At 64.6% G+C, this 15,113-nt stretch carries 16 protein-coding genes; 14 read left to right on the forward strand and 2 right to left on the reverse strand.

Features of this window, described 5'->3' with window-relative positions:
- Positions 1 to 13: 13 nt before the first annotated feature.
- A complete protein-coding gene (locus ACXJ16_RS13725) occupies positions 14 to 958 on the reverse strand; it encodes a helix-turn-helix domain-containing protein (protein ID WP_463920839.1) in 945 nt (314 codons plus the stop codon).
- Between the two features lie 173 nt (positions 959 to 1,131).
- On the opposite strand from ACXJ16_RS13725, the gene hisN reads away from it, so the two are divergent.
- The 14 genes from hisN to ACXJ16_RS13795 all read left to right on the forward strand — a co-directional run bounded on the left by hisN (position 1,132) and on the right by ACXJ16_RS13795 (position 14,514).
- Complete coding sequence (hisN, locus tag ACXJ16_RS13730; RefSeq protein WP_054442170.1) at positions 1,132 to 1,914, forward strand: histidinol-phosphatase; 783 nt, start codon at positions 1,132 to 1,134, stop codon at positions 1,912 to 1,914.
- Positions 1,915 to 1,937: 23 nt separating this feature from the next.
- A complete protein-coding gene (locus ACXJ16_RS13735) occupies positions 1,938 to 2,357 on the forward strand; it encodes a gamma-glutamylcyclotransferase family protein (RefSeq protein ID WP_463921796.1) in 420 nt (139 codons plus the stop codon).
- Between the two features lie 161 nt (positions 2,358 to 2,518).
- A complete protein-coding gene (gene rpmI, locus ACXJ16_RS13740; RefSeq protein WP_021232722.1) occupies positions 2,519 to 2,722 on the forward strand; it encodes a 50S ribosomal protein L35 in 204 nt (67 codons plus the stop codon).
- A gap of 13 nt (positions 2,723 to 2,735) precedes the next feature.
- Positions 2,736 to 3,095 (forward strand): 50S ribosomal protein L20, encoded by a 360-nt coding sequence (gene rplT / locus ACXJ16_RS13745; protein ID WP_054442172.1) that lies wholly within the window; start codon positions 2,736 to 2,738, stop codon positions 3,093 to 3,095.
- A 213-nt stretch (positions 3,096 to 3,308) separates the two neighbouring features.
- Positions 3,309 to 4,124, forward strand: a complete 816-nt coding sequence (locus ACXJ16_RS13750; RefSeq protein WP_054442173.1) for a helix-turn-helix domain-containing protein — start codon at positions 3,309 to 3,311, stop codon at positions 4,122 to 4,124.
- Positions 4,125 to 4,235: 111 nt separating this feature from the next.
- Positions 4,236 to 5,333 carry a phenylalanine--tRNA ligase subunit alpha gene (pheS, locus tag ACXJ16_RS13755; protein WP_185998406.1) on the forward strand — a complete coding sequence of 366 codons (1,098 nt, stop codon included), beginning with the start codon at positions 4,236 to 4,238 and terminating at the stop codon, positions 5,331 to 5,333.
- A 20-nt stretch (positions 5,334 to 5,353) separates the two neighbouring features.
- Positions 5,354 to 7,762 carry a phenylalanine--tRNA ligase subunit beta gene (pheT, locus tag ACXJ16_RS13760; RefSeq protein WP_463920840.1) on the forward strand — a complete coding sequence of 803 codons (2,409 nt, stop codon included), beginning with the start codon at positions 5,354 to 5,356 and terminating at the stop codon, positions 7,760 to 7,762.
- A gap of 61 nt (positions 7,763 to 7,823) precedes the next feature.
- Positions 7,824 to 8,705 carry an aldose 1-epimerase family protein gene (locus tag ACXJ16_RS13765; RefSeq protein ID WP_463921797.1) on the forward strand — a complete coding sequence of 294 codons (882 nt, stop codon included), beginning with the start codon at positions 7,824 to 7,826 and terminating at the stop codon, positions 8,703 to 8,705.
- A 16-nt stretch (positions 8,706 to 8,721) separates the two neighbouring features.
- A complete protein-coding gene (locus ACXJ16_RS13770; RefSeq protein WP_463920841.1) occupies positions 8,722 to 9,471 on the forward strand; it encodes an SDR family NAD(P)-dependent oxidoreductase in 750 nt (249 codons plus the stop codon).
- Positions 9,472 to 9,715: 244 nt separating this feature from the next.
- Complete coding sequence (locus tag ACXJ16_RS13775) at positions 9,716 to 11,251, forward strand: peptide chain release factor 3 (RefSeq protein WP_185998410.1); 1,536 nt, start codon at positions 9,716 to 9,718, stop codon at positions 11,249 to 11,251.
- A gap of 127 nt (positions 11,252 to 11,378) precedes the next feature.
- Entirely contained in the window at positions 11,379 to 12,083 is a 705-nt protein-coding gene (locus tag ACXJ16_RS13780) for an endonuclease/exonuclease/phosphatase family protein (protein ID WP_185998411.1), read from the forward strand.
- A gap of 151 nt (positions 12,084 to 12,234) precedes the next feature.
- Positions 12,235 to 12,573 carry a P-II family nitrogen regulator gene (locus ACXJ16_RS13785; RefSeq protein WP_054442177.1) on the forward strand — a complete coding sequence of 113 codons (339 nt, stop codon included), beginning with the start codon at positions 12,235 to 12,237 and terminating at the stop codon, positions 12,571 to 12,573.
- Positions 12,574 to 12,602: 29 nt separating this feature from the next.
- A complete protein-coding gene (locus tag ACXJ16_RS13790) occupies positions 12,603 to 13,949 on the forward strand; it encodes an ammonium transporter (RefSeq protein ID WP_054442178.1) in 1,347 nt (448 codons plus the stop codon).
- Between the two features lie 226 nt (positions 13,950 to 14,175).
- Positions 14,176 to 14,514 (forward strand): P-II family nitrogen regulator, encoded by a 339-nt coding sequence (locus ACXJ16_RS13795; protein ID WP_054442179.1) that lies wholly within the window; start codon positions 14,176 to 14,178, stop codon positions 14,512 to 14,514.
- Between the two features lie 21 nt (positions 14,515 to 14,535).
- Here the strand turns inward: ACXJ16_RS13795 and ACXJ16_RS13800 are convergent, their stop codons facing one another.
- Positions 14,536 to 14,964 (reverse strand): protein tyrosine phosphatase family protein, encoded by a 429-nt coding sequence (locus ACXJ16_RS13800; protein WP_185998412.1) that lies wholly within the window; start codon positions 14,962 to 14,964, stop codon positions 14,536 to 14,538.
- Positions 14,965 to 15,113 lie beyond the last annotated feature (149 nt).

Genomic DNA, 15,113 nt, shown 5'->3' on the forward strand with positions numbered 1-15,113 from the left:
TTTGCGTTCCGCGTCACTCCCACGGCCTGCTCTGTCCGGGCCTGAGCCGCTTCAGCGCTTCCAGCCGCCGGGACTGGCGCGATTCCAGGGCAATCGTCAGGATCGGCTGGGGCGTTATCACGAACTGGCGGGGCGATATCCCGAACAGCTCGGTGAATTCGTGGATGAGGTGGCTCTCGTCATAGTAGCGCAGGGCGATCTCGTCCGCTTCCTCCCTGTCGGCCACACCGCGAAGGTAGCTTGCCATGTCTAGCGCGCGGGCCCGGCGCAGGACCTGCTTGGGCGCCATGCCGAAATCGCGGCTGATCACGCGCTCCAGCTTGCGTCGTTCCACGCCGCATTCGATCGCGGCCCTGCCCACCGTCATGGTCGGATCGCGGTAGCAGATTTCTTCGAAGCGGGCGGTGACCGGATCGGGCGCATCGCAGCCGAGCTCCAGAACCCGCGCACGGATGATGTCCTCGATGGCCTGGAGCCAGTCCTCCGGTTCGCCATCCGGGGGAAGCATCGAGAGTATCTGGTCCGAGGGCATCCCGATCGCGTCGGTCGGGACGATGCGGTCGACATATTCGGCGATATACGGACCGCGCAGCGCGGTACAGGCGCCCGGCCGGAAAGCCATCCCGACGCTGATGAAGCTTCCCGTCATCGCGATCGGCATCCGGCGGGAATGCGGACCGAAGAACATCGCCCCGTTTCCCGCTTCCACGCGGCCGTCGGCGGTCCGGGCTTCCCACAGGCCGGCAAGCTGGACGCGCAGGAATGCCGCGTCGCACAGCAGGCCGCAGGAAACGGTGTGATCCACCGGCGCCGCAATCCTGGTCACGTAGAGCCGTGAGATCCAGGGGGCGAGGTCCGGCGCCGGAGCCCGGTTGTAACTGATCGGCTGACCCTCTCGGGGCAACCCTTGTTCCGGCGCGATCGACCTGTCGATTGCCGGACGCATTCTGTAGTGCATGCCCTGCCCGTCTTGAGTGACGCTCCCCGCACCGGAAAACTAGGTCCCTCGCGCTTCGGCTGCAATGTGGGAAAACCATATAAGAGGCGAAAACGCGTGCTGTTTTCTCCCATTTCCGGGGTTTTTTCGATGGTCCCTTGACCAGTCCGCGCGGCGACGGGCAGAGCGGGGGCATGAAACTGGATAACGACATTGCCCTCGCCCTGCGCCTCGCCGATGCCGCCGGTGACGCGATTCGCCCGCATTTCCGATCCGGCGTCGGTATCGAGCGAAAGGGCGATGCCTCGCCCGTAACCGTGGCCGATCGTTCCGCCGAGGAGGTGATGCGGCGCATTCTCAAGGCAGAAGTGCCGCGCGACGGTATCATCGGCGAAGAGTTCGGCACGGAGGAAGGCTCGTCCGGCCGGACCTGGGTTCTCGACCCGATCGACGGCACCGTTTCGTTCATTGCCGGAAGGCCTATCTTCGGCACGCTGATCGCCTTGCTGGTAGATGGCTGGCCCGTGCTCGGGATCATCGACCAGCCGATCCTGCGCGAACGCTGGGTGGGCGCGAGCGGCTTCGCCACCACCTTCAACGGGCAGGAAGTGCGGACCCGTTCGTGCCGGGAACTCTCCGAGGCCATGCTGGCGACGACCGGTCCGCATTATTTCGATGACCATCAGGGCGAGCACTTCATGGCGCTGGCGGCGAAGACCGACCACAAGCGCATGGTCATGGGGGGGGACTGCTACAACTACGGCCTGCTCGCCTCCGGCCATCTCGACGTGGTGTGCGAAGCGGGGCTCAAGATTCACGACTGGGCGGCGCTGGTGCCGGTGGTCGAGGGTGCGGGCGGCACCATGTGCGACTGGAACGGCGAACCGCTCAACGCGCAGTCGGACGGGCACGTCCTGGCGCTGGGCGATCCTGCGCGGCTTGAGGATGTCGTCGAAGCGCTGGACTGCCACCACTGACGCGGGAGGCGCGCACGCTGCGGCTGTTCGTCTACGGCACCCTGCAGCCCCACGCCGGTACGCGGATGGGGCGCTGGGTTGCCGAACGGATGGTGCGCGGGGAACCGGCCAGCGTGCCGGGGCACATCCATGCCGTCTGCGGCGGCAACGGCTGGTTTCCGGCGCTCGTGCCCGCCAAGTCCGCGGCACGCGTGCGCGGAACGCTTTGCGAGCTTGCCCTGAGGCCCGGTGACCTGGCGACGCTGGATCGGTACGAGGGGCGGGAATATCGCCGGGCCTGCCTGCCGGTGCGGACGCAGGAAGGGCGCCGGACCCGCGCGGGGCTTTATCTCTGGCGCATCGAACTTCCCGGCGGATCGCGGCCCATCCTTGGCGGAGACTATCTCGCCTGGCTGGAGCGCACCGGACGGCAGGCCTTCACGACACCGCGAAACGGTGCCTGACGGCGGGCGCGCGTTGCAGGGGTTGCCATCCGGCCCTTCTCCAACTAAAGGCCCGCGCTTCAATCGACACGGTTGAGTCTTTACCAAAGAGATTCGCGCGTCCGCCTGGCGAAAAGGGCTGCCATGGCTGACCGGACGTGTCCCTGTGAAAGGAGACGAAAATGCCCAAGCTGAAGACCAAGAGCGGTGTGAAGAAGCGCTTCAAGCTCACCGCCACCGGCAAGGTGAAGCACGGCGTTGCCGGCAAGCGCCACCGCCTGATGAGCCATAACGGCAAGTACATCCGCCAGAATCGCGGCACCGAAGTCATTTCCGACGCCGATGCCAAGACGATCAAAAAGTGGGCGCCCTACGGGCTCAACTGAGGAGTACTGACCGATGAGCCGTATCAAGAGGGGTGTTACCACCCGCGCCAAGCACAAGCGTCTTCTGGAACAGGCCAAGGGTTACCGCGGCCGCCGCAAGAACACGATCCGCGTTGCCCGTCAGGCCGTCGAAAAGGCCGGCCAGTACGCGTATCGCGACCGCAAGATCAAGAAGCGGACCTTCCGCGCGCTCTGGATCCAGCGTATCAACGCTGCCGTCCGCGCCGAAGGCCTGACCTACTCGCAGTTCATGCACGGCATCAAGCTTGCCGGCATCGAACTCGATCGCAAGTCGATGGCCGACCTCGCCATGAACGAGGGTTCGGTGTTCTCGACTGTGATCGCTCAGGCGAAGGCCGCTCTTCCGGCCTGATCCGATGAAGACCGGCGCTGGCCGCCGGGCTTCTCGATCGCGAAGAACATGATTCGGGGCGTGGGTGCGATGGCATCCGCGCCCCGAATTTTTTGCCCTTCGAAGTATTTGCGCTCCTGTCGAAGTGGCTTTACGACCGGGGATGGGGGGTTTTCTGGTGCGAAGAATAGACAGGGAATGACGGCAAGAAGGGTGGTAATACAATATTGTCCAGTGCCTTCCGGGCTGGATCGCTACGTTTCGGTGCTGTTTTATTGCGAAATCGATCTGGGCGAGGGGGAGCGTCTTCATGACGTATTGTTTCCCGATTGGGCCAGTTTGCGATTTCACTACGGTGCCAGCATCGAGGGGACGATGCGGAGCGGATCGTCGATTGCCGGCTGCCGATTTACCGTAGCGGGGCCGCGTTCGGAAGAAGTGCGCTTCTCGATGGGGCCTGCGCGGCAGTGGGGCTTTCGCCTGACGCCATTGGGATGGGCCGCCCTGGTCGGCGTATCCGCCGATCGCTATGCGAACGTGCTCGCAGATGGCGATCAGGACGAGGCTTTCGCCCGGTTGCGGCCGCTTTACGATCTCCTCGCACACGAAGAATCTCCCGGTGAGCAACTCGATCTGCTGATCGCATTCCTGGAGGCGGTTCCCCGCCGCGTCGTGCCCCATGAGGGGCTGATTCTGGCGCTTTGCGATGCGCTGACCGATACGGAAGTGCGCTCTGCAACCGATCTCGCGGCCCGGGTGCGCGCGCATCCCCGCATGGTGGAGCGTATCTGCAGGGCGGCGTTCGGCTTCACGCCCAAGCTCCTGCTGCGTCGCCAGCGCTTCCTGCGCAGTATCGAGCAGTTCACTCTGGAACCCAAGCGCAAGTGGATCGGTGCGATCGACGCGGCCTATCACGATCAGGCGCAGTTCGTTCGCGATTTCCGCGCATTCATGGGCATGACCCCGCGGCAATATGCGCAGCTTGAAAAGCCGGTTACAGGCCCCCTCATGCGAGAGCGGGCCCGCCATGCGCGGCTCATGGGAAGATAGCGGCGTTTTCGGCTCGATGATGGTCGCGGGACTTACCCTCGGCGTTGCGATTTGCCCGCCGGCCCCCTAAGGACCGCGCTTCCAGATTCAGCAACAGTCAGGCAGACACCAGTGGACTACGCAGCAACCGGCCAGGAGGCGCTCTCGCGGATTGCGGAAGCATCCGATCTCGAAACGCTGGAGGCCCTGCGTGTCGAGTTTCTGGGCAAGCAGGGCTCGATTTCCGGCCTGCTCAAGACGCTGGGCAAGCTTGATCCCGAAGAGCGCAAGGTCGAAGGACCGAAGATCCACGCCTTGCGCGAAAGCGTGAGCGATGCGCTCACCGCCCGAAAGGATGCGCTGGAAGGCGCCGCGCTGGAAGCCCGGCTTGCTGCCGAGACCATCGACCTTTCGCTGCCCGCGCCCGAAGCGCCGCGCGGCACCGTCCACCCGATCTCGCAAGTGATGGACGAGATTGCCGAGATCTTCGCCGACCTCGGCTTCTCGGTCGCCACCGGGCCGGAGATCGAGGACGACTGGCACAATTTCACCGCGCTCAACATGCCGGAAAGCCACCCGGCGCGCGCGATGCACGACACTTTCTATTTCCCGGACCGCGATGCGCAGGAACGCGAGATGCTGCTGCGCACGCATACCTCGCCGGTGCAGATGCGCACGATGCTCAAGCAGGGCGCGCCGCTGCGCATCATCGCGCCGGGCCGGGTCTACCGTTCGGACAGCGACGCCACACACACGCCGATGTTCCACCAGGTCGAAGGTCTGGTGATCGACAAGGACGTCCACCTCGGCCACCTCAAGTGGACGCTGGAGACGTTCCTGAAGGCGTTCTTCGAGCGTGAGGACATCGTCCTGCGCCTGCGCCCCAGCTACTTCCCCTTCACCGAGCCTTCGGTGGAAGCGGATATCGGCTTCACCCTGATCGACGGCAAGCGCGTGATCGGCGGCGATCCGTCGAAGGGCGAGGGCGGCTGGATGGAAGTGCTCGGCTCGGGCATGGTCAACCGCCGCGTCATCGAATTCGCCGGGCTCGATCCCGACGAATGGCAAGGGTTCGCCTTCGGCATCGGCATCGATCGCCTGGCCATGCTGAAGTACGGCATGGACGACCTGCGCGCGTTCTTCGACGGCGATGTGCGCTGGCTCTCCCACTACGGTTTCTCCGCCCTCGACGTGCCGACCCTTTCGGGCGGCGTCGGCACTCCGGCCTGAGCGCGGGAAGGATCTAGAAAATGAAGTTCTCGCTTTCCTGGCTCAAGCAGTACCTTGAGACCGACGCCTCGCTTGAGGATATCGCCCTGAAGCTCAACGCCATCGGCCTTGAGGTCGAAGGCATCGAAGACCCCGCTGCCAAGCTTTCGGGCTTCCGCGTGGCGAAGGTGCTCACCGCCGACAAGCATCCGCAGGCGGACAAGCTGCAGGTCCTCACCGTCGATACCGGTGAAGGCGTGCTGCAGGTCGTCTGCGGCGCGCCGAACGCGCGGGCTGGCCTTGTCGGCGTGCTGGGCCTGCCCGGTGCGACCGTGCCCGCCAACGGCATGGTGCTGAAGGTCGCTGCCGTGCGCGGCGTCGAATCGAACGGCATGATGTGCTCCACGCGCGAGCTGGAGCTGGGCGAAGATCACGACGGCATCATCGAACTGCCCGAGGACGCGCCGGTCGGCACGCCTTTCGCGGACTATCACGGCGCCGATCCGGTGATCGAGGTGACCATCACCCCCAACCGTCCGGACTGCATGGGCGTCTACGGCATCGCGCGCGATCTGGCCGCCGCCGGCCTGGGCACGCTGAAGCCGATCGAGGTGCTGGACATCGCCGGCAGCTTCCCCTGCCCGGTGGACGTGCGCACCGACGATGCCGAGGGTTGCCCGGCGTTCCATGGCCGCGTGATCAAGGGCGTGAAGAACGGCCCCTCGCCGCAGTGGCTGCAGGATCGCCTGAAGGCGGCCGGTCAGCGTTCGATCTCGGCTCTGGTGGATGCCACCAACTACCTGATGCTGGCCTATGGTCGCCCGGCCCACGCCTATGACCTGGCCAAGCTGAACGGCGCCGTCGTCGCGCGCCGGGCGAAGGATGGCGAAACGGTCGTTGCGCTGAACGAGAAGACCTACACGCTCGACGCCGAGATGACCGTGATCGCCGACGATTCGGGCGTGCACGACATTGCCGGCATCATGGGCGGCGAGCATTCGGGCTGCGGGGACGAGACCACCGACGTCCTGCTCGAAATCGCTTATTTCGATCCCGAGCGCATCGCCAGGACCGGCCGCAAGCTCAACCTCACCTCGGACGCGCGCAGCCGTTTCGAGCGTGGGATCGATCCGAATTTCCTCGATACCGGCCTCGACCACCTGACCCAGCTGATCCAGACCCTGTGCGGCGGTGAAGCTTCGCAGGCGGTGCGCAGCGGTGCAGCGCCGAGCACGCCGAAGATCGTCCACTTCGATCCGGCGCTGACCGAGAAGCTGGGCGGCGTCCGCATCGAAGCGGCTGAGCAGCAGCGCATTCTGGGAAGCCTCGGCTTCTCGGTGGTGGCCGAGCAGGCGAACTTCGACACGTCGTGGGCCGTTACCGTCCCCGGCTGGCGCCCGGACGTGGATGGCGCGCCCGATATCGTCGAGGAAGTCGTCCGCATCCACGGTCTCGACAAGGTGACCAGCGTGGCCCTGCCGCGCGCTGACGGTGTCGCCCGTCCGACCGCCACGCCGACGCAGGCGCTGGAACGCCGTGTTCGCCGTGCGGCTGCTGCGCGCGGTCTGCACGAGGCGGTAACCTGGTCGTTCCTGCCCTCCGCCGAGGCCGATGCCTTCGCGGATGGAAACGCCCTGTGGTCGCTCGCCAACCCGATCAGCGAGGACATGAAGGTCATGCGGCCGTCGCTGCTGCCGGGCTTGCTGATGGCGGCCAAGCGCAACCTCGATCGCGGCGCTTCGTCGCTTCGCCTGTTCGAACTCGGCCGTCGCTATCTGCGCGGCGAGGGCGGCGCGAGCGATGAGCGTCTGGCGCTTGGCTTCGTGCTGGCGGGCGAGAAAGTCTCGCGCGGCTGGGCGACCGGCAAGGCGACTGCGTTCGACGCCTACGACGCCAAGGCCGAAGTCACGGCGCTGCTCGCTGAAACCGGTGCCCCGGTCGAAAAGCTGCAAGTGATGGGTGAGGCTGGTTCGCAGTTCCACCCCGGCCAGTCGGCCACGCTGCGCCTTGGGCCCAAGAACGTGCTGGCGCGCTTCGGCATGCTGCACCCGACTGTCGCCAGGCAGTTCGACATCGAAGGTCCGGTGGCGATTGCCGAGATCTATCTCGACGCGATCCCCGGCAGGAAGGGCGCTGCCACCTTCGCCCGTACCCGCTACGCGCCCCCGGCGCTGCAGGCGGTGACTCGCGACTTCGCGTTCCTCGTCCCGGTCGAGCAGGCTGCGGGCGATCTCGTCCGCATGGTTGCCGGTGCAGACAAGGCGAATATCGTCTCGGCCCGTCTGTTCGACGACTTCCGTGGGGCAGGCGTGCCGGAAGGCCAGAAGTCGCTCGCGCTCGAAGTCACTCTCCAGCCGCTCGAAAAGAGCTACAAGGAAGAAGACTTGAAGGCGATCAGCAGCAAGGTGACTGCCGCCGCCGCCAAGCTTGGCGCCGTGCTGCGCGGTTGATGCATTACGTCGTCCCGGACCGGGTCCGGGACGACGCTTCTGGAGTGAGCCGGTGACCGACATGGAATTCGTGACCATTTCTTCCGGCGAACTCACCGCGCGGGTCACCCCGTTCGGGGCCGAACTCTGGTCTCTGACCGACCGCTTCGGCCGGGAATACATGACAGACGCCGATCCGGCGTTCTGGACCGGACATGCGCCGATCCTGTTCCCGATCGTCGGCGCGCTGAACGGTAATCGTTATCGCCTCGATGGCCGCGAATACGAACTGCCCAAGCACGGCTTCGCGCGCCATTCGTTGTTCGAGGTGCTCGAAACCGCGGCCGATCGCGCCGTCTTCCGCCTCCGCGACAGTGCGGAAACCCGCAAGGTCTATCCTTTCGCCTTCGCGCTGGATCTGGAATTCCGCCTCGAAGGCATGTGCCTGCACACCACGGCGACGGTAACCAACGCCGGAGACGGGGCCATGCCGTTCAGCTTCGGCTATCACCCCGCTTTCGCCTGGCCGCTGCCGGGCGGCGCCGCCAAGGCCGATCACACGATCGCTTTCGAGCAAGCGGAGCCCCAGCCGATCCGCCGCATCGACCTGCCGACTGGTCTCGTCCAGCCCGAACCCGTCGCCACTCCGGTCGAGGGGCATCTGCTCAGGCCCGAAGCCGCGCAGTTCGAGACCGATGCCCTGATCTGGGATCGGCTTGCCAGTCGCTCGCTCACGTTCGGCACGCCGGGCGGGACACAGCTTGCCGTCGCTTTCCCGGATATGCCGATGCTGGGCATCTGGCAGAAGCCGGGCGCGAACTATCTTTGCATCGAGCCCTGGCAGGGCATGGCCGACCCGCTGGGTTATTCCGGCGATTTCCGCGCCAAGCCCGGCGTGCTTTCGCTCGAACCCGGCATGAGCCGGAGCTTCCGCATGGACGTCAGCGTCCTGACCGCCGACTGAAGGAGACCTATTTCCGATGAAGACCGCACTCGTAACCGGGGCTACCTCCGGCATCGGCGAAGCCTGTGCCCGCGCATTCGTGGCGGCGGGCTGGCGTGTGATCGGCACCGGTCGCCGGACCGAGCGTCTGGACGCGCTGAAGGCCGAACTGGGCGCGGACCAGTTCCACGCCGCCATTTTCGACGTGCGCGATGAAGCGGCGCGCGATGCTGCTCTGGCCGCCCTGCCTGCCGAGTTCGCCGGGATCGACTGTCTCGTCAACAATGCCGGCCTCGCGCTCGGCACCGAACCGGCGCAGAGCGCGTCGCTCGAAAGCTGGAAGACGATGATCGATACCAACGTCACCGCGCTGGTCTCGCTCACTCACAAGCTTCTGCCCGCGCTGGTTGCGCGCAAGGGCGCGATCGTCAACTTGTCCTCGGTGGCGGCGACTTACCCTTACACGGGCGGCAACGTCTATGGCGGCACCAAGGCCTTCGTGCACCAGTTCTCGCTTGGCCTGCGTTCCGACCTCGCGGGAACGGGCGTACGCGTGACCTCGATCGAGCCGGGCATGGTGGAGACCGAGTTCACTCTCGTGCGGACCGGCGGCAACCAGCAGGCTTCGGACAACCTCTATGGCGGCGCGAATCCGATGACGGCCGAGGATATCGCCGGAACCGTGCTCTGGGTGGCGACCCTGCCGCCGCATCTCAACATCAACACGCTGGAACTGATGCCGGTCAGCCAGTCCTTCGCCGGCTTCCAGGTCGCGCGCGAGGGCTGACTTCCTCCACTTTCGTCATTGCGAGGAGGCGAAGCCGACGCGGCAATCCAGAGCGGCGTAACGCGCCCTGGAATGCTTCGCTACGCTCGCAATGACGAAGGTTAGGTGCAGGGGGCGAGTACAGGGCCGGGTACAGGGGCCGAGCGCGGGGCAGGAAACGGTTCACTCCGCAGGCCGTGGTGAGGGGGGCTCCCCCTTTTTTCCGCCCTTTCCATCTGGCCCCGCGCCCACTAATAGCGCGCCGATGAGCAATGTTCCCCACCAGTCCCGGCGCACTTTCGCGATCATCTCGCACCCCGACGCCGGTAAGACCACCCTGACCGAGAAGCTGCTGCTGCAAGGCGGTGCCATCCATCTGGCAGGACAGGTCAAGGCACGCGGCGCCGCGCGGCGCGCGCGGTCTGACTGGATGAAGATCGAGCAGCAGCGCGGCATCTCCGTGACCAGCTCGGTCATGACGTTCGAGCGGGACGGGATCACCTTCAACCTGCTCGACACGCCGGGCCACGAGGACTTCTCGGAAGACACCTACCGCACGCTCACCGCAGTCGATTCGGCGATCATGGTGATCGACGCGGCCAAGGGTATCGAACCGCAGACCCGCAAGCTCTTCGAGGTCTGCCGCCTGCGTTCGGTGCCGATCATCACCTTCATCAACAAGGTCGACCGCGAAGGCCGCGCCTGCTTCGACCTGATGGACGAAGTGGCGGACATGCTGGCGCTGGACGTCTGCCCGATGTCCTGGCCCGTCGGCATGGGCGGCCTGTTCGAGGGTATCCTCGACATCGCCAGCGGCAAGATCAGCCGCCCCGAAGGGCCGAGCAAGGAATTCCTCGGCAAGGTCGACGAAGGCGCGGCGCTTCCCGATGCCGTCGCCGAGGAGCTGGAACTGGCGCAGGCCGGCTATCCCGAATTCGATGTGGAGGCCTATCGGGGCGGCGACCTTACGCCGGTCTACTTCGGCTCGGCGCTCAAGAACTTCGGCGTTACCGAACTGATCGACGCGATCGAGAAGTTCGCGCCCCCGCCGCGGCCGCAGCCTTCGAACGAAGGCACGATCGAGCCGGACAACAAGGAAGTCACCGGCTTCATCTTCAAGGTCCAGGCCAACATGGACCCGATGCACCGTGACCGCATCGCTTTCATGCGTCTGGTCTCGGGCACCTTCAAGCGCGGCATGAAGCTGACGCCCTCGGGCCTCGGCAAGCCGATCGCGGTCCATTCGCCGATCCTGTTCTTCGCGCAGGACCGCGAGATCGCGGACAATGCCGAGCCGGGCGATATCATCGGCATTCCCAATCACGGCACCCTGCGCGTGGGCGATACCCTCTCCGAAAAGAACCAGGTTCGCTTTATCGGCCTGCCGAACTTCGCGCCGGAAATCCTGCGCCGCGTCGCGCTGAAGGACCCGACCAAGACCAAGCAGCTCCGCAAGGCGCTCGACGACCTTTCGGAAGAAGGCGTGATTCAGGTCTTCTACCCGGAAATCGGCTCGCAGTGGATCGTCGGCGTGGTCGGCCAGCTTCAGCTCGATGTGCTGATCAGCCGCCTCGAAGCCGAGTACAAGGTGGAAGCCGTGCTCGAAGCTTCCCCGTTCGACACGGCCCGCTGGATCAAGGGCGACGAAAAGACGCTGCGCGACTTCGGCGAAATCAACAAGATGAACCTCGCGAAGGACCGTGACGGCGATCCCGTGTTCATGGCCCGCTCGGCGTGGGACGTGAACTATCAGCAGGAACGCAACCCGGACATGACCTTCAGCGCCACGAAGGAACGCTGAAACCTTTCGTCGTCCCGTCTCCGCAGCCTGCGCTTTCGCGCGTGCGGGCAAGTCCGGGACGACGGACAGGGAACCTCATGCTATTCCGGCGGATTGCTACGCTATCCCATTCGCCGGAAGTCCTTCGTTGCAGATCAAGTTCGCCAGCTACAACATCCACAAGGCCGTCGGGCTTGACCGGCGGCGCGATCCCGAGCGCATCCTGACGGTGCTGCGCGAGATCGATGCCGACATCGTGGCGCTGCAGGAAGTCGATCGCCGGTTTGGCCGCCGGATGAGCGCGCTGCCGCTGGAGGTGATTCACGGGGCAACCGATTATGTCCCGGTGCCCCTGTCGATGAAGCCGGACAGCCTGGGCTGGCACGGCAATGCCCTGCTTGTGCGCAAGGGCATCGAACTGCTCGAAGCCAAGCCCGTGGCCCTGCCGGTTCTCGAGCCGCGCGGCGCGATCCGTGCGGATCTTTCGGTTCAGGGGCGGAAGGTTCGGGTGGTCGGCATGCACCTCGACCTGTCCGGTCTGCGCCGACGGTTGCAGGTGCGAAGCGTGCTGTCCCATGTCGGCGCCTGCGATGAACATGTGCCGACCGTGATGATGGGCGATTTGAATGAATGGTCCAGCCACGGCGGCTGTTTCCGAGAGTTTCATGCCCCCTGGCAGGTGCTGGTACCGGGTCGGAGCTTTCCTTCCCGCAGGCCTCTGGCAAGGCTGGATCGCATCATCGTATCCGAACAGTGGCGGATTCTGGGAACAAACGTTCACCACAGCCCCCTTGCGGCGATAGGATCTGACCACCTGCCGGTCTTTGCGTCGCTTGAGTTGCCTAAAAAATAGGCAACTGCTCAGGAATCGAGCGATACGTCATGCTGCACTTGCGTTGAACGGAGCGATCAGGCCCTTGAATCCCGTCGTTTGGTAAATTGGCACGGCCTTTGCATTCACTGTTTGGAGCCGGCGCGGGGCCGGTGACAAACAGGGGATAGGCATGAAGTTCATCATAGCCATCATCAAGCCCTTCAAACTCGACGAAGTGCGAGAAGCGCTGGGCGCGATCGGTGTCGCCGGGATGACCGTTTCCGAAGTGAAGGGCTTCGGGCGCCAGAAGGGTCAGACGGAAATCTATCGTGGGGCCGAGTATTCGACCAACATGCTCCCCAAGGTGAAGATCGAAGTGGCAGCGCCCGACGATCTGGCGCCGAAGATCGTGGAAACGATCCAGCAGGTCGCCAGCACCGAAGCCATTGGCGACGGCAAGATCTTCGTCCTCGACCTGGCCTCGGCCGTGCGCATCCGCACCGGCGAATCCGGCGATACCGCGCTTTGACCGGCGCTTCCGACAGGAGGGAAACCACGATGAACCGCAAAATTCTTTGCGGCGCCGGCGCTCTTGGTGCGTCGCTGTTCGCCGCCATGCCTGCATGGGCGCAGGAAGCCGCTGCCGCGGCCGCGCCCGTCCCCAATCCCGGTAACAATGCCTGGATGATGACCTCGACCATCCTGGTCCTGCTCATGATCCTGCCCGGCCTCATGCTGTTCTACGGCGGCCTCACCCGCTCGAAGAACATGCTTTCGACGATGACGCAGATCGGCGCGGCCGCTGCGCTCGCGATGCTGATCTGGGTCATGTACGGCTACGGCCTCGCTTTCGGTCCGGAAGGCAATGCCTTCATCGCCTGGGGCAAGTTCTTCCTCGCCGGCGTCACGCCTGACAGCACGGCGGCGACCTTCACCAGCGAAGTCATCAGCGAATACGTCTTCATCAGCTTCCAGATGACCTTCGCCGCGATCACCGTCGCGCTGGTCCTCGGTTCGACCGTCGAACGCATCAAGTTCTCGGCCGTGATGGTATTTGCGGTCGTCTGGCTGACGATCACCTACTTCCCGATCGCGCACATGGTCTGGGCAGCGGGCGGCTTCCTGTTCGAAGGCAAGATGTTCGGCACCGAACTCCCTGCCGCTCTCGACTTCGCCGGCGGTACCGTCGTTCACATCAATGCCGGTGTTTCGGCGCTCGTCGCGGCACTGATCCTCGGCAAGCGCAAGGGCTATCCCAACGAGCCGATGCCCCCGCACTCGCTGACGCTGACGATGGTCGGCACCGGCCTGCTGTGGGTGGGCTGGTTCGGCTTCAACGCCGGTTCGGCTCTCGAAGCCAATGGCTCGGCCGCCCTTGCCATGATCAACACTTTCGTCGCCACCGCATCTGCGGGCCTGTTCTGGATGCTCGCAGAGCGTCTCAGCGGCCACAAGGGTTCGGCTCTCGGCTTCTGCTCGGGCATCGTGGCGGGTCTCGTCGCCGTTACCCCGGCAGCGGGCAACTCGGGCCCGTTCGGAGCGATCGTCCTGGGCGCCGTCGCTTCGATCATCTGCTTCTTCGCGGTCAGCAAGCTCAAGCCCGCTCTCGGCTATGACGACGCCCTCGACGCCTTCGGTGTCCACGGGATCGGCGGCATCGTCGGTGCCATCGGCACCGGCATCGTCTATGCGCCTTCGCTGGGTGGACCCGGCGGCGCCGACTTCTCGATGGGTTCGCAGGTCGCAACGCAGATCATCGCGGTTCTCGTCGCAATCGTCTGGGCCACCATCGGCACCGTCATCTCGATCTACGTTGCCAAGGCAGTCACCGGCCTGCGCGTCGCTCCGGAAGTCGAGCAGGAAGGCCTCGACATCGGCGAACATGGCGAGCGTGCCTACAACTAAGTTTCAAATCTCCTAGAGCTTGGCGGCGGCGGATACTTCTTCCTCTCCTTACATCCGTTGCCGCCTCCCGGTGTTCCTCCTGCGAACACAAACTCAAGGGCCGGAGCCAGCCGCTCCGGCCCATTTTTCATTCTTTTTATTGTCGCGGATTTGCCCAGATTTGTCTTTGTCGCGATGCCGACAATGTGTGATGTTCTGCCCACAGCCTTCCACCGGGAGATCGGGCGTGAAGTACATCATCGCGATCATCAAGCCGTTCAAGTTCACGGAAGTAAGGGATGCCCTCTCGGCCGCCGGCGTTTCAGGGCTAACGGTTTCTGAGGTAAGCGGCTTCGGTCGGCAGAAAGGTCAGACCGAAATCTACCGGGGGGCGGAATATGCCTCGAGCATGCTTCCGAAGCTGAAGCTGGAAATCGCGGTTTCCGACGCTTTTGCGGTCACGGTGATCGAGATCGTCAAAGCAGCCGCAAGCACCGACGAAATCGGTGACGGCAAGATCTTCGTTTTCGATCTGGCAGACGTGCTGCGAATCCGGACCGGCGAACAGGGCGACATCGCGCTCTGAACACCGGAAACCGGCGTCGGATCACTTCCCGGCGGAAAGCATGTCGATGAGTTGGCGAATCGGGGAAACGTCGTAACCCGCTGCCGCAGCCTTGGAGGCAATCACGGCAGGGCTGTCGCCTGCCTTGGCGCGGGCAAGCGCCCAAAGCAGAGTCGAGCGCGTACCCGAACGGCAGTAGGCCAGAACCGGACCTTCCGCAGTATCGAGCGCATCGGCCATGGCATCGACCTGAGCCTGGCTGAAGCCGCCGTGGCCCACGGGAATCGCGACATAATCGATCCCGGCCGCAGCGGCTTCGGCGGCGATGACGTCCCCTGCGACCTGGTCTTCGCTTTCGCCCTCGGGACGGTTGTTGATGATCCGCACGATCCCCAGAGCTTTCGCCTCGGCGATGGCATCCGTTCCGATTTGCGGGCTCGCGAACACGGTCTCGGTGATCTGGCGGAACATGGGCGCGATTCTCCGGTGTCGAATGGTGTTTGTGGGCACCGGTTCGGCCTGAAATGAGCGCTCGTCAAGCTCCCAATTCCGACGAAAAGCAAGGTGGAATGCACGGAAAACGCGATATTTCGTCCCTGGCGCGGGAGAATGGGACGTAA

It is taken from the genome of Novosphingobium sp. TK71 (assembly GCF_055361505.1).

Coding starts and splice junctions, on each gene's coding strand:
- ACXJ16_RS13725 (WP_463920839.1), bottom strand. CDS start 958: ATGCACTACAGAATGCGTCCGGCAATCGACAGGTCGATCGCGCCGGAA.
- pheT (WP_463920840.1), top strand. CDS start 5,354: ATGAAGTTCTCGCTTTCCTGGCTCAAGCAGTACCTTGAGACCGACGCC.
- rpmI (WP_021232722.1), top strand. CDS start 2,519: ATGCCCAAGCTGAAGACCAAGAGCGGTGTGAAGAAGCGCTTCAAGCTC.
- ACXJ16_RS13790 (WP_054442178.1), top strand. CDS start 12,603: ATGAACCGCAAAATTCTTTGCGGCGCCGGCGCTCTTGGTGCGTCGCTG.
- ACXJ16_RS13775 (WP_185998410.1), top strand. CDS start 9,716: ATGAGCAATGTTCCCCACCAGTCCCGGCGCACTTTCGCGATCATCTCG.
- ACXJ16_RS13800 (WP_185998412.1), bottom strand. CDS start 14,964: ATGTTCCGCCAGATCACCGAGACCGTGTTCGCGAGCCCGCAAATCGGA.
- hisN (WP_054442170.1), top strand. CDS start 1,132: ATGAAACTGGATAACGACATTGCCCTCGCCCTGCGCCTCGCCGATGCC.
- rplT (WP_054442172.1), top strand. CDS start 2,736: ATGAGCCGTATCAAGAGGGGTGTTACCACCCGCGCCAAGCACAAGCGT.
- ACXJ16_RS13785 (WP_054442177.1), top strand. CDS start 12,235: ATGAAGTTCATCATAGCCATCATCAAGCCCTTCAAACTCGACGAAGTG.
- ACXJ16_RS13765 (WP_463921797.1), top strand. CDS start 7,824: ATGGAATTCGTGACCATTTCTTCCGGCGAACTCACCGCGCGGGTCACC.
- ACXJ16_RS13770 (WP_463920841.1), top strand. CDS start 8,722: ATGAAGACCGCACTCGTAACCGGGGCTACCTCCGGCATCGGCGAAGCC.